This is a genomic window from Coleofasciculus sp. FACHB-542 (assembly GCF_014695825.1).
Lineage (GTDB): Bacteria > Cyanobacteriota > Cyanobacteriia > Cyanobacteriales > FACHB-T130 > FACHB-T130.
On record NZ_JACJPB010000042.1, the window covers coordinates 40,666 to 64,088 of the forward strand.

Annotated in this window: 10 protein-coding genes; 7 read left to right on the top strand and 3 right to left on the bottom strand. The window is 48.1% G+C overall.

The features are described from left to right. Positions 1 to 45: 45 nt before the first annotated feature. Together psaB and H6F52_RS15955 are read left to right on the top strand one after the other, a co-directional pair. Positions 46 to 2,259, top strand: a complete 2,214-nt coding sequence (psaB, locus tag H6F52_RS15950) for a photosystem I core protein PsaB (RefSeq protein WP_190410332.1) — start codon at positions 46 to 48, stop codon at positions 2,257 to 2,259. A gap of 144 nt (positions 2,260 to 2,403) precedes the next feature. Then, entirely contained in the window at positions 2,404 to 3,198 is a 795-nt protein-coding gene (locus H6F52_RS15955; protein WP_190536040.1) for a class I SAM-dependent methyltransferase, read from the top strand. Between the two features lie 85 nt (positions 3,199 to 3,283). Here H6F52_RS15955 and H6F52_RS15960 read toward each other — a convergent pair whose 3' ends face one another. Then, positions 3,284 to 4,876, bottom strand: coding sequence for a BamA/TamA family outer membrane protein (locus H6F52_RS15960; RefSeq protein ID WP_199300584.1), 1,593 nt, complete (start codon positions 4,874 to 4,876; stop codon positions 3,284 to 3,286). A 149-nt stretch (positions 4,877 to 5,025) separates the two neighbouring features. On the opposite strand from H6F52_RS15960, the gene H6F52_RS25280 reads away from it, so the two are divergent. The 4 genes from H6F52_RS25280 to H6F52_RS15980 all read left to right on the top strand — a co-directional run bounded on the left by H6F52_RS25280 (position 5,026) and on the right by H6F52_RS15980 (position 14,415). Beyond that, positions 5,026 to 6,276, top strand: a complete 1,251-nt coding sequence (locus H6F52_RS25280) for a GNAT family N-acetyltransferase (protein WP_199300585.1) — start codon at positions 5,026 to 5,028, stop codon at positions 6,274 to 6,276. A 33-nt stretch (positions 6,277 to 6,309) separates the two neighbouring features. Beyond that, positions 6,310 to 7,149, top strand: a complete 840-nt coding sequence (locus tag H6F52_RS15970) for a 2-isopropylmalate synthase (protein WP_190536041.1) — start codon at positions 6,310 to 6,312, stop codon at positions 7,147 to 7,149. Between the two features lie 431 nt (positions 7,150 to 7,580). Beyond that, complete coding sequence (locus tag H6F52_RS15975; RefSeq protein WP_190536042.1) at positions 7,581 to 14,045, top strand: AAA family ATPase; 6,465 nt, start codon at positions 7,581 to 7,583, stop codon at positions 14,043 to 14,045. A 79-nt stretch (positions 14,046 to 14,124) separates the two neighbouring features. After that, the gene (locus tag H6F52_RS15980; RefSeq protein ID WP_190410329.1) at positions 14,125 to 14,415 is read left to right on the top strand and encodes a DUF4242 domain-containing protein; all 291 of its coding nucleotides are present in this window, start codon (positions 14,125 to 14,127) and stop codon (positions 14,413 to 14,415) included. Here H6F52_RS15980 and H6F52_RS15985 read toward each other — a convergent pair whose 3' ends face one another. After that, positions 14,416 to 21,900 (bottom strand): AAA family ATPase, encoded by a 7,485-nt coding sequence (locus tag H6F52_RS15985; RefSeq protein ID WP_190536043.1) that lies wholly within the window; start codon positions 21,898 to 21,900, stop codon positions 14,416 to 14,418. Here H6F52_RS15985 and H6F52_RS15990 point away from each other — a divergent pair. Continuing rightward, on the top strand, positions 21,899 to 22,075 hold the full coding sequence (locus H6F52_RS15990; RefSeq protein WP_190536044.1) for a hypothetical protein: 177 nt from the start codon (positions 21,899 to 21,901) through the stop codon (positions 22,073 to 22,075). The genes H6F52_RS15985 and H6F52_RS15990 overlap by 2 nt on opposite strands. Before the next feature lie 664 nt (positions 22,076 to 22,739). Here H6F52_RS15990 and H6F52_RS15995 read toward each other — a convergent pair. Further along, positions 22,740 to 23,192, bottom strand: a complete 453-nt coding sequence (locus H6F52_RS15995) for an FxLYD domain-containing protein (RefSeq protein WP_190410326.1) — start codon at positions 23,190 to 23,192, stop codon at positions 22,740 to 22,742. Positions 23,193 to 23,423 lie beyond the last annotated feature (231 nt).

Below are 23,423 nucleotides of genomic sequence, written 5' to 3' on the forward strand. Positions count from 1 at the left end.
GATGCTCTGAGTCCTCAGCACTCAGCACTGATAATTGAGGAGACTATGGCGACAAAATTCCCCAAATTTAGCCAAGACCTCGCTCAGGACCCGACTACACGTCGGATCTGGTACGGGATTGCAACGGCTCACGACTTTGAAAGCCATGATGGCATGACGGAAGAAAATCTTTATCAAAAGATTTTCGCTACTCACTTCGGTCATGTGGCAATTATCTTCCTGTGGGCCTCTAGCCTCCTGTTCCACGTCGCCTGGCAAGGTAATTTTGAACAGTGGATTAAAGATCCGTTGAATGTGCGTCCTATCGCTCACGCGATTTGGGACCCCCACTTTGGTCAACCGGCAGTAGATGCCTTTACTCAAGGTGGTGCGACTTTTCCAGTGAATATTGCCTACTCAGGTGTTTACCACTGGTGGTACACCATCGGTATGCGGTCAAATAATGATCTGTACCAAGGTGCAGTGTTCCTAATTGTCCTGTCTGCAGTCTTCTTGTTTGCAGGCTGGCTGCACCTACAGCCCAAGTTCAGTCCTAGCCTTTCTTGGTTCAAGAGTGCCGAGCCTCGGCTGAACCACCACCTGGCAGGTCTGTTTGGCGTTAGCTCCTTGGCTTGGGCAGGTCACTTGATTCACGTTGCGATTCCCGAATCTCGCGGTCAGCACGTAGGTTGGGATAACTTCCTGACAACGCTGCCTCACCCCGCAGGCTTGGGACCGTTCTTCACCGGCAACTGGGGCGTCTACGCTGAGAACCCAGAGGCTGCTGGTCATGTGTTCGGTACCTCTCAAGGTGCAGGAACAGCGATTCTGACGTTCTTGGGTGGCTTCCATCCCCAGACACAATCGCTGTGGCTGACGGATATGGCTCATCACCACTTGGCGATCGCAGTCATCTTCATCATCGCCGGTCATATGTACCGGACTAACTTTGGGATTGGTCACAGCATCAGAGATATGCTGAACGCCAAAAACTTCTTTGGCACCAAGACTGAAGGTCAATTCAACCTACCTCACCAAGGGTTGTACGACACCTACAACAACTCTTTGCACTTCCAGTTGTCTATACACCTGGCAGCGCTGGGAACTGCTACTTCCCTGGTAGCGCAGCACATGTATGCGATGCCTCCCTATGCATTCATCGGGAAAGACTTCACAACTCAAGCAGCGCTCTACACACACCACCAGTACATTGCTGGTTTCCTGATGCTGGGAGCATTTGCCCACGCAGGTATCTTCTGGGTACGTGACTACGACCCAGAACAAAATAGAGGTAACGTCCTCGATCGAGTACTCCAGCACAAAGAAGCGATCATCTCGCACCTGAGCTGGGTCTCCCTATTCCTAGGCTTCCACACCCTAGGTCTGTACGTCCACAACGATGTTGTGGTTGCCTTCGGGACTCCCGAAAAGCAGATTCTGATTGAGCCGGTATTTGCCCAGTTCATTCAGGCTTCTCACGGAAAAGTCCTCTACGGCTTGGATACTCTCCTGTCTAATCCTGATAGCGTTGCCTCAATGGCTGGTGGGCCTTGGCTTCCCGGTTGGCTCGATGCTATCAACAACGGTACGAACTCTCTGTTCTTGACAATTGGCCCTGGCGATTTCTTGGTTCACCACGCATTCGCCCTCGCCATCCACACCACCACCCTGGTTTTGGTCAAGGGTGCGTTGGATGCTCGTGGCTCCAAGCTGATGCCCGATAAAAAGGACTTCGGCTACGCCTTCCCTTGCGACGGCCCCGGTCGTGGCGGTACTTGCGAACTCTCCGCGTGGGATTCCTTCTACCTCGCTGCGTTCTGGATGCTGAACACCATTGGTTGGGTAACCTTCTACTGGCACTGGAAGCATCTGGGCATCTGGCAAGGCAACGTGGCTCAGTTCAATGAGTCTTCTACTTACCTCATGGGCTGGCTGCGCGACTACCTCTGGCTGTACTCCGCTCAGTTGATCAACGGGTATAACCCCTACGGCATGAATAACCTGGCGGTTTGGGACTGGATGTTCCTGTTCGGACACCTAGTTTGGGCTACTGGTTTCATGTTCCTGATCTCTTGGCGTGGTTACTGGCAAGAGTTGATCGAAACCCTTGTCTGGGCACACGAGCGCACTCCTCTGGCGAACTTAGTTCGTTGGAAGGACAAGCCGGTTGCTATGTCCATCGTCCAAGGTCGCGTGGTTGGTCTAGCTCACTTTGCAGTTGGCTATGTCTTGACCTACGCCGCGTTCCTGATTGCCTCTACTGCTGGTAAATTTGGTTGATCTCCTGTAGTTCGCTGGATCAATGCATTTTAGGTAATTAAAACAAAATCCCCTGCCTTCTGGTAGGGGATTTTTTTATAAGGTTGTTTTGGCTAAAACTCTCAAGGAAAATGTAGCTTAAAATGGCGAAGTATTTTATATAAAATGTCTAATAAAATAGCAACTGTGAGTAACTTAAACATTAATGGCATCACCCATGAGCTAATAAAGATTCAAGAGCAAAATAGTAATTGTAGTTTATGGCAATTTAGAAGCTTAGTCAGCGCTAATCAATATCTTCGGCTATATAAAATTTTTTTAAAATATGTTCCTAAAGAAAGTGAAGTATTAGATTGGGGTTGTGGGAACGGTCATTTTTCTTATTTCTTAGTAAAGGCTGGCTATAAAACCTCTGGATTTGCTTTTGAGGACTTTTGTGTTCGGGAAACTCCAAACAGCTCAACTTATGAATTTAGAAAAGGGAGTGCTGAAGATCCAACAGCCATTCCCTATCCAGATAATAAATTCAATGCAATCGTATCTGTAGGGGTTTTAGAGCATGTCAGAGAGACTGGAGGAAATGAAATTACCAGCTTACGGGAAATCTTCCGTTTGCTCCAACCAGGTGGCGTTTTTATCTGTTACCATTTTCCGAATCAGTTTAGTCTGATTGAAGCGATCGCTTCCCGGTTGCCTAACAAATATCATCATCAATATCGTCATACTCGCCAGTCAATCAAAACGCTTTGCCAAGAAACCGGATTTGAGGTTCTAGAAGTCCAGCGTTATGGTTTTCTACCCAGAAATATGTGGGGCGTATTTCCCAAAGCAATCGGAAATTTCCCACTGCTGGCATGGAGCTGGGATTTTTTAGATGACATTTTGGCATATCCTTTCTCTGTAGTCTGTCAAAACTACTTGTTTGTCGCTAGAAAACCCTTGGCAAAATCCTCTGAATGATGATCGCAAGCCTTTGGTAGCAGCGTACAAAGCGATCGCTCTTTTAGGGTGACTAAAACGCGATCGCCCAAATATCCCCTTTCCATCAAAAGCGCTGACCCGTGGTTACTTCAAGTCGGACTTCTCCCTGGTCGCTAATGCCTAAATCGCTGCGAATTAAACCAAACGGGGACTTGATCCGCAATCCTAACCCGTAACCAAAACCACTCCCCGGTTTGCCGCGCAGCAAACCCGGTTGCCCAAGCACCGTGTCACCAGACCCCAAATCTGAGCCGTAGTCAGCAAAGACAACCCCTCCCAGCCACTGCAAAATCGGGAAGCGATATTCTATTGAAGCTAAGGCATAACTGCGACCGCTAGCGACTTTACCAGAACCATAGCCGCGCACAGAATTGAATCCGCCAAGATTAAACGCCTCAGTCGGAGGAAATTCGCCAAGTATCGTCCCAGTTTGCAAATTTAAAGCCACCATTTCTGGATTTTCGGTTTCCCTACCCTTGCCAATCCAGCTGACTGGGACATATTGAATATAATTCGCTCGCACTCGGTTACTCAAAATACTGCCCAACCCAATCGGAATCGACTGTTCCGTGGTCAGGGTTAGCAGCGAACCCTGAGTCGGATTGGAACGGCGATCGCGCCGATCTCTCGCCACGCCGAACGACACCGTTACCAAGTCATCAATGCCAGTTTTGCTGACAGATAAGGGAGTTCCCAATTCATCCACCCGTGCAATATTGAAATCAGCATCGCGGGTACTAATCCGGGTGTAGTTCAAACCCAACGATCCATCCCAGCCATTGAAAGAACGCAACACCGCCACACCGCCGCCAAATCGTCCTTCCCGTGTACTATCGCCATTGGGCAACTCGATTTCATCGGTGAAGGTGCGGGAATAATCCCGATTGCGAAACGCTCTAACGCTATATCCCAAGCGGTTTGGCTCCCCAGCCCGATAAGGGCTGGTAAACTGGGTATTAAACTGGACATCCTTACCACTCACCTGAAGTTTGGCAGCTAAGCGATCGTTGACACCGTTGATATTGGCGTCTCGATAGCTTACCGAACCGTAAAGCCCGATGTCGCCGCTATTGCCACCCCCTAATGTGATAGAAGGAAAGCGATTCTCCTGGATGTCATAGATGATGTTAACCCCGTCGGTGGCTTCCTCCACAACAACATTGACATCCTCAAAAGACTCTAATCGCCTCAATCGCTGCAAGTCTTCCTGAAGCAAATCCTCACGAAATACCTCACCCGGCTTGAGTTTCAGTTCGCCAATAATAAAATCTTTTTTGGTGCGACTGGGTATCGGTCGATTCTGGTTATCGACTGACTCCCCTTTGTTATTAACAAAGCGGATCTGCACATCTTTGACAATTCTGGAGGCAACCTCAGCAGTCTGGACGCCCTCCCCACTGGACACTGGCGGTATCGTTTGTGGCAGATAATCACCGTATTTGGCATCATATTCAACAACAGGAATGGGATTTGCTGTCTGAGCCAATCCTGGCGTCACCTGGGTTACGGCTGGAGTCGCAGCATCCTCAATGGGTGCCGATGTCGCCATATCGCCCGAAGTCGTCTGGGCAGGGGGTGGGGAGGATGCGATCGCTCCTTTTGTTTCCCAGATTCCCAGCGTTGCCACAATCAAAATTGCAAATGTTTTAAGACCCATAAAATTAGCTTAATCGGCTGGCTACCATTGTGCTTGGCTCATTGGCTTGTATCCTTGGCTAGGACTGGCTTTTGAGGCGGGCAACAGACGGATCTATTGCAGATATCAAGTGAAATGGTATCAGTAACAACCAAGTAAACGTCAAGGATATGAGTATTCAACAGGCATTTAACACAGCAGCAACTGAGTACGACAAGCTCCGACGCACCCTGATTCCCTGTTTTGATGACTTTTACCAAACAGCCATTCAGGTTATCCCATTTGACCGCACAGCAGCCCTAAACGTTCTCGATTTAGGTGCAGGGACCGGACTTTACTCAGGCATGGTTCAGGCAGTGTTTCCGAATGCTGAATTTACACTGCTGGATCTCGCGACTGAGATGTTAGAGCAAGCAAAGGCTCGATTCCAGCAGATGGGCAAATCTCCCAAAATATGGATTGGAGACTACGTTAAGACAGATTTGAGCGATTCCTATGACCTGATTATCTCCGGCTTATCGATTCATCATCTGTCTGATTCAGAGAAGCAGCATCTTTATCAACGAATTTACGATGCGCTCAAACCTGGAGGGATGTTTGTCAACGCCGATCAAGTTTTAGGCAGAACACCCCAACTGGAGCAATTTTATCAACAACAATGGCTGAATACCGTGCGCGATCGCGGGATCTCCGAGGAGCATCTCCGAGCCGCTCAACATCGGATGACCTACGATCGTCTAGCACCTCTCGACGCTCAAATCCAATGGTTGGAAGCAGCCGGTTTTCAGAACGTAGACTGCTGGTATAAGCATTACAGCTTTGCCGTGTTTGGTGGATCTCGTTCTGCTGAGTCGGAGCCAGAGATACAACCACCCACCATTCAAACACAACGGTTAACCCTCCGTCCTTTCACCTTGCCAGATGCTCCTGATGTGCAACGCTTCGCCAGCGCCCGCGAAATTGCTGATACAACACTAATTCCTCATCCTTACGAAGATGGGATGGCTCAAGCGTGGATTAAGGCTCATTCGGCAGCATTTAAGGAAAAGAAAGCCATCACGCAAGCGATCGCGTTGCGGGAAACTGGAGAACTCTGTGGGACGGTTAATCTGATGATTGATGCCAAACAGAACAATGCGGAGATCGGTTACTGGATTGGCAAGCCCTACTGGGGACAAGGCTACTGTACTGAAGCAGCAAAAGCTCTACTGCAATACGGCTTCGAGGAGCTTAAATTGCACCGCATTCATGCGTCTCACTTTTCGCGAAATCCAGGTTCGGGACGAGTCATGCAAAAACTTGGGATGCAGTATGAGGGATGTCGCCGTCAACATTTACGAAAAGGAGAAACCTTTGAAGATATCGAACAATACGGCATCTTGAAAAGTGATTGGCAGCAAATGATTGGTCAAAATTACTAACTGCTTACCTAAAAATGCAGAAAAAAACCGGCTATGGCACAACCATCTTTACCAAAAATTATCATCTTCGACACCACCATGCGGGATGGAGAACTTGCGCCCGGTATCAAAATGGATATTCATCAAAAAGTCCAGCTTGCCAAGCTTCTAGAGGAGATGCGGGTTGATGTAATTGAAGTGGGATATCCAGGGGCTATCCAGAAAGACTTTGATGAAATTTTTCTGGTTTCCCAGCAAATTAAACAGTCTACAATTTGCGGATTAGCAAACTCTAAACCGAATGAAGTGATGGACGTTGCCTTAGCAATTAAACTAGCGGTACGAGGCAGAATTCACATTTACACCCAAGTTAATTTGAAGCATCAATCAACTTGGGCTGAAGAACAAACTTTAGAAGCGATACACGATTCTATTGGACTTGCCAGAAATTACTGCGCGGATGTAGAGTGGAGTGCCTTTGACGCTCCTCGAAGCCAGCCGGATTTTCTTTGCAAAGCAATTGAAACAGCCATCAAAAGCGGTGCCAGAACAATCAGTATCCCTGACAGCCTTGGTTTATCATCGCCAATAGAATTCTCAGGGTTGCTGAATATGCTCTTTAATCGGGTGTCAAATATCGATCGGGCTACGATTTCTGTCCACTGTCATGATGATATGGGATTAGCAGTAGAAAACTCAATCGCAGCTCTCAGTTGGGGTGTCAGGCAAATTGAATGCTCGATTAACGGACTGGGAGCAAGGAAAGGGAATGCTGACTTGGGAGAAGTCATAAAGGCAATTATCAATCATCCAAATTATAGCGTTGATGTTGAAGAATCTTTAATAGATCGAGCCTCGGAGTTAGTTACTAAAATCTCCGAATCTGTAAAGTGAAAATAAAGTTATTCGTTAATTATTTTAATTTCAATATCTAAAAATATTTACCGATAAACATTCTATAGATAATCAGCGTAAGCTAACTATTTTAATGCAGAAAAAATAAACCTAGCTAAAATATAAGTTATTTTTTTAAGTATTATATTATGTATAAACAAAAAACTATCAGAAGAGGATATGGCAACAATAATCAATGAAGGGGGCGGGAAAATATTTTTATAAAAATAGCAACCCTTACTTACTGGAAAGTTGAGGTTTAAGGCAAGAATGCCCCAAACGGCTTTTTCTCGGAATTTAATAATTTATTTCTAACAACACTGACAAATAGCAGTTATAAGTTGATGAGTATTAACCGCGATCGCAAGCAGCTGTCAGTAAACTGCGAAAAGTTATAGACTGAGTACCAAATGGACGGGCAGAGTAAAAATATGATGCTGCCTACTTTAGAGATCGTATTGCTAGGTGGCTTTCGCCTAACTTATGACGAAAAGCCGGTGACAGACGTGAGCGGGGAGAGATCGCAATCGTTGCTGGCATATCTGGTGCTGCACAGAGGCACGCCTCAGCCTCGTCAGCGGCTGGCTTCCCTGTTTTGGGCTGACTCAACAGACGAGCAAGCCCGAACGAACCTAAGAAGAGAACTGCACCACTTACGGCGGGTTTTGCCGGACGCGGATCGATTCATTGAAGTAGATACAAAAACGCTACAGTGGCGCTCAGATGCACCTTTTACGTTAGATGTTGCAGAGTTTGAGCGGACAGTGGCTCAAGCGGAGGAGGCAGAACGAGCGGCTGACCGGAAAACCGTCCGAACCCTGTTAGAGCAGGCGGTAGCCCTCTATCAGGGGGATTTACTGCCCAACTGTTACGACGAATGGATTTTTCCAGAACAGGAACGACTGCGACAAATTTTTATCCAAGGATTGGAATGGTTGGTTCGCCTGTTAAAGGAGCAACGGGATATCCGGACGGCGATGCGCTATGCCCAGCAGTTGTTAGAAGTTGACTCGCTCAACGAAGCAACTTATGGTGACTTGATGCAACTGCACGCGCTTAATGGCGATCGCGCGAGTGCCTTGCGAATCTACCACCGTTGCATGACTCTTTTACGGGAAGAATTGGGTATCGATCCCAGCCCGATTACCCGCGACCTCTACGATCGCCTGCTGAATGAAGATTCTGAAGGGATAAGCAGTCGAGAAAAAAGCTTTGAATTACTCAATACAAATTCTGAATTAAATACACCCCCTCAAAACGACAGGCAACCTCGTTGCGATTGGGGCGAAATCATCGATGTAAGCCTATTTTACGGACGGACAGAAGAGCTAAACACGCTCAAGCAGTGCATTTTACAGTATCGCTGTCGGCTAGTTGTCTTATTAGGCATGGGTGGAATTGGAAAAACTGCCTTGTCCGCCAAACTATCGCAGGAAATCCAGGGAGAATTTGATTTTGTAATTTGGAGATCGCTACGAAATGCTCCCACCCTAGAAACTCTTTTGCACGACTCGATCTCTTTTCTGTCGGAACAACAAGAGACAGGCAGTGAGCTTGAACGACTGATATATTGGCTGCGAAATTCTCGCTGCCTAATCGTTCTAGACAATGCAGAAACCCTTTTTCAGGTCAGTTGTCCGGGGCAGTATCGTCCGGGATATGAAGGCTACGGGGAACTGCTGCGAGCGATCGCAGAAACCGCCCATCAAAGTTGCCTAGTGCTGACCAGTCGGGAGAAGCCTGCTGAGGTGGGCATCTTAGAAGGTGTAGTTGATGGGAATTCAGCTTTACCTGTGCGAACCTTGCAACTGAGCGGCTCGCCAGAGGCAGCGCAAGCACTCATTCAAGCAAAAGGATTGATAGGAACTGAAGCACAGCAACAGCATTTGTGTCAGTTCTACGGCTGTAATCCTTTGGCATTGAAGATTGTTGCCACTTCCATTCAAGATGTTTTTGATGGCAAGATCCAAGATTTTCTCGCTCAAAATACCACGATTTTTAATGGGATTCACAGACTACTAGACCAGCAGTGTCAGCGTTGCTCTCCCCTAGAAAAAACAATTATGTTTTGGCTTGCCATTAATCGAGAATGGACAACCTTCTCGGAATTGGCAGAGGATATCGTTCCCACCGTTTCTCGTGCAGACCTACTAGAAGCATTGGGTTCTCTCAGTTGGCGATCGCTGATCGAAAAGCAGTCAGGCAGCTATACCCAGCAACCTGTGGTGATGGAGTACATCACTGAGCGATTGATTGCCCAAGTCTGTGAAGAAATTCAACATTTAGAAGTCGGAAATGGGGAATTGCTAGCCGAAAACCAGACACCCCTAATTTCCATTTTGCACAGCCACGCCTTGCTCAAGCCTCAGGGCAAAGATTACATCAGAGAGATTCAGAGTCAACAAATTGTTAAACCCGTTTTAAACACTTTAATTACCCGATTGTATGGGCAGTACAACGTTGAGCGGCAGCTGACTCAACTGCTTTCAAAACTGCGAAATGAAAGGTCGCGAAAACCCGGATATGCAGGTGGCAATATCCTCAATCTGCTGGTTCAATTGCAAAAAGACTTAACAGGTTATGACTTCTCCCATCTCACCCTCTGGCAGGCTGATTTACGAGAAGTGAATTTACATCAGGTCAATCTTGCTGATGCCGACCTGTCAAAAACGGTGTTTACAGAACCCTTGAGCTTTGCCCTTGCCGTTGCTTTTAGCCCCGACGGACAACTTCTAGCGACTGGGGATACTAACCGCGAGGTGCGGGTGTGGAGAGTAGCAGATGGGAAAAATTTACTGACCTGCCAGGGACATACCAATTGGGTTTGGTCGGTTGCTTTTAGTCCTCAAGGTAATATCCTGGCGAGTGGCAGCGATGATAAGACTATTAAATTGTGGGATCTCAAGACAGGGAAATGTCTCCAGACTTTGCAAGAACACGCCCACCAAGTCTGGTCGGTCGCCTTTAGTCCGGACGGTCAAACCTTAGCCAGTGGGAGTGAGGATCGAACGGTCAAGTTGTGGGATGTCAAGTCAGGACAGTGCTGTAAAACGCTTCAGGGTCACGAAAATTGGGTGCGATCGGTAGCGTTCAGTCCTGACGGAAAAACCTTAGCGACTGGCAGCGACGATCGGACGATTAAACTGTGGGATCTCAAAACCAGTCAATGCTACCAAACCCTGCAAGGACACGCCGAGCGAGTTTGGTCGGTCGCCTTTAGCCCGGATGGTCAAACCTTAGCCAGCAGTAGTAGCGATCGCACCATTAAACTTTGGAATTTTAAGACGGGTGAATGCAGCCGAACTCTCAAAGGGCATGGAAACTGGGTGCGATCGCTTTCTTTCAGTCCGGATGGTCAAACGGTAGCCAGTGGCAGCGAAGACCGCAGTGTGAAGCTGTGGCGAGTTCGGACTGGGGAATGCTACCAAACATTATGGGGGCACCAAAATTGGGTGCGGTCGGTGGCGTTCAGCCCGAATGGAGAAATCCTCGCAAGCGGTAGCGGCGATCATACCGTTAAGTTGTGGCACGCCCCTACAGGTAAATGTCGCAGAACGCTACAGGGTTATGCGAACCGAGTGCGATCGCTGGCATTAAGTCCGGATGGTCGCATTTTGGCAAGTGGGAACGACGATCGCACCGTTAAATTGTGGGATCTGGGCACCGGGAAATGCGTTCAAACCTTGCAAGGTCACACTAGCTCAGTTTCGGCTGTTGCTTTTAGCCCAGATGGTCAGACTCTCGCTAGTGGGAGCGGCGACCAAATGGTGAAGCTTTGGGATCTTGACACCGGACGTTGTCGCCAAACCTTGCAAGAGCATACTTGCGGGATTTGGTCAGTTGCCTTCAGCCCCGATGGTCGAACCCTTGCCAGTGGCAGCGATGACCAGACGGTGAAGCTTTGGGACGTGCAGACGGGACAATGCCAACGTACCTTGCAGGGACACGCCAGTTGGGTTTGCGCGATCGCTTTCAGTCCGGATGGTCAGACTCTGGCGAGTGGCAGTTACGACCAAACGGTGAAACTTTGGGATGTCCAAACAGGACAATGCTCTCAGACATTCCAGGGACATACCAATTGGGTTTGGTCAGTTGTCTTTAGCCCAGATGGTCAAACCTTGGCGAGTGGAAGTGGCGACCACAGTATTAAGTTATGGGACGTGCGGACAGGAGAGTGCCGACGCACCTTGGCAGGACATACCAGCCGAGTTTGGTCAGTTGCCTTTAGTCCAGATGGTCAAATCCTTGCCAGTGCCAGTAGCGACCAGACGGTAAAGCTTTGGGATGTCCAAAACGTTTCTTGTCTTCATACCTTGCAGGGACACACCAATTTAGTCTGGTCAGTAATCTTCAGCCTTGATAGCCGCAGGGTCGCGAGTGGCAGCCAGGATGAAACAATTAAGCTTTGGGATGTGCAGACGGGTGAGTGTGTAAAAACCTTGAGGGCCGATCGCCCCTATGAGGGAATGAATATCACCGGAGTCACCGGATTAACAGACGCCCAAAAGGCTGCATTGAAGGCGCTGGGGGCAGTGGAAACTGGGAGCCGGGGAGAGAATCAGCCCCGATTCTTGGCTCCCCTAATCGGGCGAGAGCGGGAATGGGCGACAATCTGTAATTGGATGGCATCCGATACCCGGATGGTCGTTTCAGAAATCCTCTTACTGGTTGGCGAATCGGGAATTGGGAAGACGCGCCTGCTGGAAGAACTTGCTTCCGTTGTCACGAGCAACGGTCGCGTACTCTGGGGACGCGGGTTTGAGGCGGAAATGCTGCGACCTTATGGAGTTTGGATTGATGCACTGCGGGCGATCGCTCGTGATTCAGGATCGCAATTGCCAGCAGAACTGAGTTCCCTGTTTCCAGAAGTGGAGGGAAGAAGAGATCCGGGCGATCGCTCTCAGCTATTCGATGCGGTGGTTAACCTACTCTCGCAACTTTCGAGCAATGGCAAACGAACCGTCATTATCCTAGATGACATTCAGTGGCTAGACGAGGCATCTACGGCACTCCTGCATTATGCAATCCGCCTGCTAGGTCATTCATCCGTTCGGTTTGCCCTCTCGGCTCGTCAACGCGAGTTATCAGATAATGTGCCGGTGTGTAAGCTGGTGCAAGCGCTGCGGCGGGAGGAGCGGGTGCAAACCATCTCACTGCCACTATTAAATCAAGCGCAAGTGGTTCAGCTGACTCGCTCGGTGAATATCGATGTTGATGGCAACCGCGTCTTTGTGGATAGTGGCGGGAATCCCCTATTCGCTCTAGAAGTGGCTCGTGCCCTAGCCCAACATGACACGGCTTACTCCGACAATCTGGAAGCCTTGATTCAAGACCGATTGCGGCAACTCGACGAACCGGCGCGAGAACTTTTACCTTGGGCAGCTGCATTGGGACGAAGTTTCAATCCGACAATCGTGGCACGGGTTGCCGACTATCCGCTCTCTAAATTACTTTTAGCCGTGGAAGAACTGGAGCGGCAGGGGATTATCCGTCCAGGAGCTTTATTAAATAACGAAACTGGCTATGACTTTGCTCATGATGTTGTGCGGAAAGTCGCTTATCACCAGTTGTCAGAACCCCGCCGTAAATTAGTGCATTTGCAGATTGCCCAGGCTTTGAATCGTCTCTCGGTTCCTGACAACGCCTTAGCCAGCGATGTCGCGCATCATGCATCATTGGGCGGTCATGATTCCTTAGCCGCCTCAGCTTTCCAGGCAGCTGCTGAACGTTGCTTGCGCCAGTTCGCTTACTCAGAAGCATCGGAACTGGCTCAACGGGGAATTCAGCATTGCCGGAACCTTGAGAAGACTTTACGGGTTCGACTTCACATCGGGCTGCTAAAAGTCTACGTTCTAGCAGGAGTTACCAGAAATCAAATCCCCCAACTCGAAAATAACCTGCATCAACTGATTGCCGAAGCCAGCGCCCTTGGCTTGAAGGATGAAGAAGCGATCGCTCTAGAAGCCTTAATCGTGCTGAACTACGATCGCGGAAATCTCATGGGCGTCCGCGAACACTCCCTCCAAGCAGTGAAACGAGGACGATTGGCAAGTCCGGCGACCACCGCCCGAATGCTAGCTCACAGCGGTTGGTGCCTCGCCGAAACCGAACGCGAGATGCCCCGTGCTGAGGCGCTGTTGCTAGAAGCACAGCCGCTTGCCGCGAGAGTGGGGCTAGAAATTATCGATATTCCCTGTGGTCTGGGATGCGTGCGCCGTCATGCAGCGGATTTCCCGGCGGCGCGTTCTCTTTTGGAACAAGCATGGCGAATGGCGCAGGCGGAACAAGATCGCTGGCGAGAGTCTGCTTGTTTGACTTATCTGGCAATGACCGAGTTAGAAGCGGGCAATCCGACAGAGGCGATCGCTTACTCCGAAGAACTGGCAGCAGTTGCCACAAAAATTAGTGGTGAAGGAAGCGAAGGCCCATTCGCCGTTGCCCTGAGTTCGCTCGCCCGTTATGTTATCGGAGAAATGGGCGCTGAAGATGCACTTGAGCCAGCATTATCCACCCTGCGTCGGATCGATGCGAACCGAATGCTAGCTTATATCCTGAGCTTTGCAGCGGCAAGGGATTTGGAAAGGGGTCGCGTTGAATTAGCGATCGCCCGCGCTCAACAAGCACTTCATGCCGCGCAAATTGTAGATCATCCCAGTGAAATTGCCCTAGCTGGGGCTGCACTCATTCGGGGAAAGTTAGCTTTAGGCGAACAAAAGCGTGCAGCAGAGCTATTTCAAAGCTTACAGTACCAAATTGACCCTCGCGTCTTGAGCGTTCGTGCCCAAACTGCCATCAATCGCTTACCGCAGGAGCTGAGGACTAACGCAGAGATCCCCCTTGCGTCCCCCTTAAAAAAGGAGACTTTTCCAGTTCCTCCCAATTTATCGGGGGGTTAGGGGAATCTAGGCTTCAAGTTTTCAGTGCGTAAGTCCTGTATTTAAAAACCTAAATTGCTCAATCAATCAGGAGGAAAATATGGTTCGTGTTCTTGTAGAAAAGATATTTGAGCCACCGATCACCGAACAGAAGTGGAACCACGATCTTGAGATCGGAATACCTTGTCACAGGGCACACAATGTTCATTGGATTCGCTCAATGATGGCACGCGATCGCGCTAAAGTAATTTGCGAATTTGAGGCACCTGATGCTGAGACTGTGCGGAAGTCTTTTCGGAAAGCTGGCTTACCCTTCGCCCGGATCTGGACAGTTGATATTTTGGAACCATCTGTTGGATCAAATGTATCAACCCTGTCTAATTGCTCTTAATCAAAAAACCTTTGTAGTCTCACTTTCAGGTTGAAGAAACAGTAATGATGCGATCGCCCTCACCAATGCCTCTGGCTCCACAGGCTTAGGAATGTGCTGTTGAAATCCTGCGGCGATCGCTTGTTGGTAATCCATCTCGGCAGCATAGGCAGTCAGCGCGATCGCTGGAATGTTTCCTCCTTGGTCTGGTTTCAGACTCCTCACCTGTCGCATCAACATATAGCCATTGATTTCTGGCATTCCAATATCGCTGATGATGACATTTGGCTGGGATTGGCTTAGTGTTGTCAGCGCTGCAACGGCTGAGGCTACGGAGGTCACAGTTGCACCATATTGCTCCAACAGGAAGCACAAAAACTCTCGCATATCTGCATCATCATCCACCACGAGAATTTGTAAGCCAGACAAAGGTAAGGAGTCAAAAGCCAGAACTGAGAGGTTGTCTTTTTCATCCGACTGCCTTTCTCTATCATTCTGCAAACAGGGAAGCTTAATTAGGAAAGTTGCACCTTGTCCTTCACCCGGACTTGATACACTTACGGTGCCGCCGTGAAGTTCTACGAGATGGCGGACGATTGCCAGCCCTAGACCCAATCCCCCAAAGGTTCGGGTGGTGGTACCATCTTCCTGACGGAAATAATCAAAGACATAGGGTAAGAACTCAGGTGCAATCCCCTTGCCTGTGTCAGTTACGCGGATTTGAGCCTGCGCTTCGACCTGCTCTAATGCGATCGCGACCTGTCCCCCAGCCGGAGTAAACTTAACCGCATTGGCAAGGAGATTCCAAACGACTTGCTGCAATCGATTGGCATCACCGGAAACCTGTCCTACGCCCGGTTCGAGGATAGTCTGAATCTGGATAGATTTGGCTTCGGCTGCTAAACGCACCGTCTCGATTGCGGCTTCAATCGTCGATACCAAGTCAACCGGGTAGACGTTGAGGCTCAGCTTCCCTTGCAGGATGCGGGAGACATCAAGCAAATCTTCAATTAATTGGGTTTGTAACTTAGCGTTGCGCTCAATAGTTTCTAAGGCGCGATCGCTGGTTGCCGGATCGAACTTGCGGCTCCGCAGAAGCTTTGCCCAACCCAGAATCGGGTTAAGCGGCGTTCTCAGTTCGTGAGAGAGAACGGCTAAGAATTCATCTTTGACGCGGTTTGCCGCTTCCGCCGCACTTCGCGCGGTTCGTTCTGCTTCGTAGAGATGGGAACGAGCGATCGCTTGGGCGCATTGTTGGGCAAGTGCCAAGATAAAAGCTTGGTCATCCTCGTTAAGTTCTTGTGGCTCAGTAAAGCCCAGAGACAAGCCTCCAACTGCCCGACCCTCTACCATCAGCGGAATCGAAACCCACGTCCCAAAGTTAAATTGACTATAGGCTTCAGCCAGGTGAGGGTAACGAGCAGCTCGTTTTTGTGACGTTTCACCCCAAATAGGTTGTCCAGTCCGTACCGCCTCTGCTAGAGGGACTGCTGTGTCGATGGAAAAACGTTGCCAGCCATCGATTTGATTCACTTCATAGCCAACCGCCCGCACAATTTCCAGTTCAGTACTGCTTTCATTGAGCAATGCCACTAGAGCATAGTTGGCACCCAAGGCAGCCATGCCCTGTTCGACGATGACTTCAGACACTTGGGTGGGTGTGAGCGATTCTGAAAGGGCAGCGGTAATGGACTGGAGACGGGCAATTCGCTCTGCTGCCCGCTCCGCCGTCTGTTGCGCCTGCTGCGCTTCCCGATAGAGGCGGGCATTATCGATAGCGATCGCTGCCCGATGAGCAATATCTTCCGCCAGCGAGAGGTCGCCGGTGTTGAAACGATGAGCAGATTCAGCCGTGACAAACGAAATGGCACCGAGAATCCGCCCCCGTGCCATCAACGGTGAGATAATATAGGACTTTAAACCCAGTTCCCGCAGAATTCGCAGATGTTCTGGATCTTTAACTGCTTCTGCCAGGACTGCATCTGAAATTTCCGCCACCATTTCTGTTTGCCCAGTACGCAGCACCTTTGGTACACCTTCCAGTGCATTCAACGGTCTAGGATAACGCTGATGGAGTTCCCAGGCGAGTTTCACTTTCTCCGGATCTCGGTGGGCAACGGCGACCCGATGAATCGATTGGTTGTCTTGCAGGAGGTCAACGCCGCACCAGTCTGCGAAGTAGGGCACAACTAGGTTTGCCACGCTGGAGAGCGTGCTTTCGTAATCGAGGGAAGAGGCGAGGGTGGCACTGACTTGAGCCAAAAACGCGGCTCGCTGTCGGTCAGCTTCTGCTTCCTGGCGGGCGGTTTGCTCTGCGTACAGTTGGGCACGTTCCGCTTCAGCCTGTTTGCGATCGCTAATATCTTTGTTGATGCCCACAAAAAAGAGCGGCTTGCCAGCCTTGTCGTAAACAAGCTTTGATGTTGTTTCAATCAACACTTTCGACCCATCTTTTCTCACACAGGGAACTTCACCACAAAATCCTCCTGTTTCCTGAATAGACTGGATCATTTGGGCGGTCATCGTTGCTGCAATGTCAGGGTGATGTAAGAAATTCAGGGGTTTAGCGATCGCTTCGGACGCCGTATAGCCGAAAATCTGTTCCGCGTTGCCCAGCCAACGTTGAATATTTCCCTCCAGATCGGTTAACACAACAGCATCGGGCATTTGCTCCAAAGCAGCCTTAGAAATCAGCAGAGATTCTTCAGTTTGTTTGCGCTCCGTGATGTCAATTACAACACCACTCATGCGAGTCGCTGTGCCCGCTTCGTTGAAAAAGGCTCTTCCCCGGCAAGCAGCGTAGCGAATGCTGCCGTCATCCCGGATAATTCGATATTCCAGATCGTGTTCCACGCCTTCGTGAATCGCTCGGCTCAAAGATTGGGCGAGCGATTCCCGATCCTCTGGGTGCAGACGAGCCAACACGGCTTCTGAGGTGGCAACAAACGTTGCAGGAGTGACTCCAAATAGTTGATAAACCTGCTCATCCCAGTCAAACCGATCGTTGAGAATATCCCAACTCCAAACACCGATTTGAGCAGATTTCAACGCTAGGTTAAGTTGTTCTTGACTTTGTGCTAACCCTTGATAGAGACGAGCATTCTCCAGGGAAATGGCAATTTGAGCTGCTAAAATTTCCAGCACGGAAAGCTTGTCGTGTGTAAAAGCGCCTGGGATAAAGTTGTTTTCTAAATATAAAATTCCCAGCAATTTTGACTGACGGGCAAGCGGTAAGCAAAGTACAGACTTCGGTTGCTTTTGAATCACATACTCGTCTTCCGAAAATAGATTCTGCTCTGTGGCATCGGGCAAAATCACAGTTGATTGAGTTCGCTGCACATAATTCAGCACTGACTGAGGCAATGCAATTTCACCCGCCAATTCAGGTCGAAAAACATTAAGTTTTTCTGCTTGGGAATTTATTTTCGCTTCGACTTCTATCACTAGATTCTGCTCGTGAAAAAGCAGCAAATAGCCCAGTTCGGCTCCTGCTTGCTCAAGCGCAATCTGCATCAATGTCTTCAAAAGTCGAGAGAAGACAATTTCGCTAGAAATAGTTTGAGACGCCTTAACAACCGATAGAAAGTCAAGTTGCTCCCCCGTGCTTAAAAACGTTTCGTTGGAGGCAGGGGGCTGTTGCGGCAACGGTTGCGGCAATAAGGTCGGATAGAGCTGCTCAAGCTGCTTGACCTTGCCGAGCGCCTCCCAGCGCCGATAGGCATTCCTGGCTTCTTGCAGATAGGTTTTAGCGATCGCTTCAAACTCCCGATCTAAGTAAAACTTAGCTGCTAACTCATACGCCAAGGCTTCATAATGCACAAATTTCTGCTCGCGGGCACAGCGAATTGATTGCTCATACAGGCGCATTGCTTCCATGTCCCGACCCTCAATTCGAGCTATCTCCGCCGCCACTAATTGAGACTTGTGTAAGAAGTTAGCAGGGCAGTGGCTCGCCCAATCCTGCAATTGGCGCTGATGCATTTCCAAGGTTTCTAAAAACCCTTCCTGCTCTTCACAAGATGCAGTTGGATAAAGAGTCGCCAAGGTCAGCGAGTGATACAGAACATAATCGGTTTCGATTGGTAATGCCAGGGTTGTAACTGGAAACACGGACACTTGTAAGGCAGAATTCAGCGCCTCCTCATACTGTTCGTAGGTGAAAAACAAAATTAATTTTATGATGTGATAAAAGATAATTCCACTGACGAAGCCTGCATCCGTAAGGATGGAAAAGGCGTGCGATTCATCGAAACTATCATCACTTAGGGTCAGCTTGTGGTAGGTGAGTCCGCGTAAATTTAGGAGAAACTGCTGCTGCAATCTAATCGTCTGATAGGCAGCTTCATGCTTAGATTGCTGGGCAAAGTTAACGTACTTTTGAATTAAATTATATGTTTCGGGAAGTGGACTTCCTACCTGAATAATCTGCCAAGAGCCTTGATAGCCGTTGTAGTTAGCCATCGTCACATCACCTGCTTCCACACAACCGATAAATCCTCGCTCTAAAAATGGAATATCGGTAGAAATATGGTTCCGCCAAACGTTGATATGACTGCCATGAATGTGTAGAACCGTTCCTCTGAGTTTTGAGTCATTCAACTTCTCATTCAGTTGAATCGTCATCTCGGAAAATGCGTAGCCTGTCGGAATATCACGGAATATAGAAACCAACAACATCGCATACATACTATAAGCAAAACAGGAATCTTCCGTATTACCATACTTCAGGGAATAATTGACTGCCTTGAGTACAACTAGCGGAAAAATACTTGGTCTGCCGAGATAAGCAGGCGGCCCTACAGTTGTCAGCAGACCGATGAGTGTCTTAAAATTTGGATCTTGGAGCGTTGGGGCGTTGAGTAGATCGGAGACTTGTCTGTCACCTAAATTTGCCAATACCTGGCTTTTTTCGATAGCGATCGCAACCTGCACTTGCTCCTCTGAATCGGGGAAAGTCACCCCAAAAATTTTTAAAGCTTCTAATCCGAGTGCTAGCGCCTCCTCATACCTACCTGCAACTTGATAAAGTCTGAGCTGAAGTATATAAATATTCGCTTTGTCTATATAAGATTTGGCTTTGATAAATAGAAGCTTAAATAGCTCTTCCGCCTCCTCTAAATTACCCGTTAAAAATTCGCATTCAGCTCGTTCTTTAACTAGAGTAAATGTTTGTTCATAATGGTCAAACCAAGAATCTTCATTTAAAAGATTTGCAGCGACAGCAAGCATTCTTTTCGCAGGTGTGTACGCAGTGGAGGCTTTTGCCTTCTTAGCAGCAATTAGATTTAGGCGAATTAATTCGTCTTTTTCTGTCCGCTCAGTAATCAAACCAACAGCTAGATTAAGTTGATTCACTAAATCAAAAATCTGTTCTTCCAGTTGAGCAGAATTGAAACTTTTAAGTAAAAGTCGCCCAATCGTGAGGTGAACCGCTTGCTTTTGTTCATCATCGATCAAGGCATAGGCAGCTTGTTGAATGCGATCGTGGTAAAAGCGATAGCTTTTCTCAATGCTTTCAGTTGCCTCTGTTGGGATGATGAATCCTCTCAGAACCGCTTCCAAAAGTGTGTTGGCTGTTTGCTGAGGAGATATTTCACCGACGATTGCTAAAACTTCTAAATCAAAACGATTCCCGATACAGGAAGCTAACTTGAGCAACTGTTGAGTTTCGGGCGGCAGTTTTTGCATCCGCCCAATCATCAGATTGACAATATTATCCGTAATGCCTTGGGCTTCAATTTGGGCTTGATCCCATTGCCAGACGCGATGGTTGCGATCGAACGTCAGCAGATTTTCTTGGTACAGCGTTTTGAGAAACTCGTTGACAAAAAAAGGATTGCCATCGGTTTTCTGGACGATTAATTTGGCAAGAGATTCTGACCGTCCCGGCTCACCATGTAGGGTTTCAGCAATGAGCTGATTCACATAAGTAAGGTTGAGAGGAGTGAGAACAATTTCGGTTATTTTTGCCCCACCCTGACGAATCTGCTCCATCATCAAACTGAAGGGATGGAGCAGATCGACCTCGTTATCTCGAAAAGCCAGAATAAAGCAAAGATGCTGGAGACTTGATCCCGTGACGATGGTTTGAATCAAATTCAAAGTGGCGCTATCTGCCCACTGCATATCATCCAAAAAGACAGCCAATGGATGCTCTTTTTGAGCAAAGATACTGATAAAGTTTTGAAACACCAGATTGAATCGATTTTGGGATTCAGCGGGTCCCAAGTCTGGTACAGGAGGTTGTTCGCCGACGATGAGTTCAACTTCTGGAATCACATCGGTAATCAGTCTGCCATTGTTCCCGAATGCGGCTTGGATTCGCTTTCTCCAAGTGGCAAGTTTATCTTCAGGTTCCGTCAAAATTTGCCGAACGAGGGTCTGAAAAGCTTGAACAAGGGTGGAATAAGGAATATCTCGTTTGTACTGATCGAACTTACCAGAGATAAAAATCCCACGTTCTCTCACGATGGGTTTTTGGATCTCGTTCACGAGAGAAGATTTACCAATCCCAGCATATCCAGCGACGAATATAAGTTCTGGCGTACCTTGTCTAACGACTCGCTCAAATGCTTGTAAAAGCTGTGCAATTTCTCGCTCTCGCCCATACAATTTTTGGGGAATTTGAAACCGCTCTGAGATATCTTGTTCGCCTAAAGGGAAAGATTGAATTTGTCCAATTGTCTCCAACTGTTTTAGGCATCGTTCCAGATCGAACTGCAAACCCAAAGCACTCTGGTAGCGATCTTCTGCAACCTTTGAGAGCAGTTTCATGATGATGTCAGATAGCGATCGCCCAATCTCCGGTCTTACCTTTGTGAGTGGTGGCGGCGATTGGGCAATATGACAATGCACCCACTCTAAAGGGTCTTTGCCCTGAAACGGTAGCTGACGGGTCAGCATTTCATAGAAGGTGACTCCCAAGGAATATAAATCGCTGCGATGGTCAATCCCGCGATTCATTCGCCCAGTTTGCTCTGGCGACAGATAAGCCAAACTGCCTGCAATCTGGCTGGAACTGCTGACCATTTGCTGTTCGTAGGGGATAAAAGCAGCAATCCCGAAGTCAGCGATTTTGACCTGATGCGTTTCCAGATTAATGAGAATGTTCTGCGGCTTAATATTTTTATGGACAATGCTATGGCTATGAATTTGGGCGATCGCATTGCTGATTTGAATGGCAATTTTTAAAAACGGAATCGGCTCCCGAAAGTAGTCTAGAAGCCGATCGAGCGATCGCCCGCCAAAATCCTCCAAAATCAGATAAGGAATGCCCCAATGCACTTCTAAGGCGTAGGCTTTAACTGCTCCGGGGGTGTTCAACCGTTGGGCGATCGCATACTCATGTCTGAGTTGCTCAATATTATTGGGCGTACAGCACTCTGGACGTAGCCCTTTAATAATCACCGGACGCCGATCTTCAACTCTGATTCCACGGTATAGGACGGCTTTTATCCCTTCTTTGAGCAAAGTGACAATCGTAAATCCGGGTAACTTCAAGGTCATGTCAACAGATCCTATAGCCGTGCTTCGTCAGAATAGTCAGAGGCCAATGGTGCTTCAGACTCATCTGCTAGATTTAACTAGAGTAGCAATCGCTTCAACCAGTTTTCCGATTCTCCAGGCTTGGCAATATGCAGATGGAATCCTGCTGCGATCGCGTACAGCCCTTTGGGCATGAAAACAGCGAAGCGAGGCGTTAGCCTAGCGCCGACCTATCGGTTAGCTCATCTGTAATTACCCCAAGATGGCATAAAAAATTGAAAAATTCGATGCTTGAAAGCTGACAAACTACTGACCATTCTCCTGTAAGTATTTAGTCATCATTTCGGCTCTCTTGACAAGACCAGCCTCCTGACGCTATCTGCGACAAGCTTAAGTACTGACTACGAGAGATTTTCCTAGTTCTGAGCTACAGAATGCACAATAACAGTCATCCCCATTTAGACAACCACTAGGAGATAACGATAAGACCCTCCATTCCGTAGGTTTACCCTACCTCCTAGAGAGTCTTCTGATATTGGTGGTGCTTATGCGATCGCTTAACTCTTTGATGGCTTAGGGAAGAAAGTGCAACTGGACTGCCCTCTTAGTAACAGTTGCACCACAGCAACAACGGAATCAGTAGAAGTAAAGTCTTGGATTCAGAGAATACCCGAAAAAGCGATCGCTGATATCTGCGTCCAGACCATTTAGTTTTACTATCCCTTGCTTATTGACTACTTTTAGAGCCAACCTATCAGAAATTTTCTGATTTCTGAGTTTTGCCTGCATTGTTGTTTTCAACCCAATCAATCGCTGAGGCTAAATAACTGCGTGGTTTCATTTGCCCACCACCATTCTTGTTACTCTTTCCAATTAACAGATGTCGCTCTCAATTTGCCATCACCGATAATCGTGTGAACTTTGAAAGAGCCGCTTTGTCCTGGATTTAGCGTGGAGGGTTCTGCATTGACAGAACTACTTTTAATCACCTTGCCATCTAATCCAACAACGTTATAGGTGACTTCAATCGAATGAACTGTTTTTTGGGTTTCGTTGATGATGCGACCCGTCAGAATATCCCCATCAGATGTTTGGTCTGCGATGATGACTTGAGGTTTCTCACCGCATAGTTGGGTGAGGTCTAAAGTTCTGCCATCCGATGTCTGCATATAGCAAAAGGGCATATCAATCTCAGAAGCTGACGCCCTCACAGCTTGAAAAATTGGAATCCATGAATTGCTTGAGGGGTGATAGTTGCCGAACAAAATTGAAGCAATCCAAAGGAAGGTTGTTAGATAAATTGGTTTTTGCATGGTGATAATAGCTGGCAATAAGTAATGAAAATTTATTAGCCTGAAAAGGCTGAAATAACCAACCAAATTTCAACTCGTTTCAAATTCAAGAGATTTAAGCTATGAACACGAATTTAATTTAAGGCAGTATTTAAGGCAAAGTTCTAACTTTTTAGTTTGAGTATTGGGCATTTTTTACAAATACCAAGTATTGGATCGTCCGGCGTTTAAACCGTAGCCATAAAGAGGGAA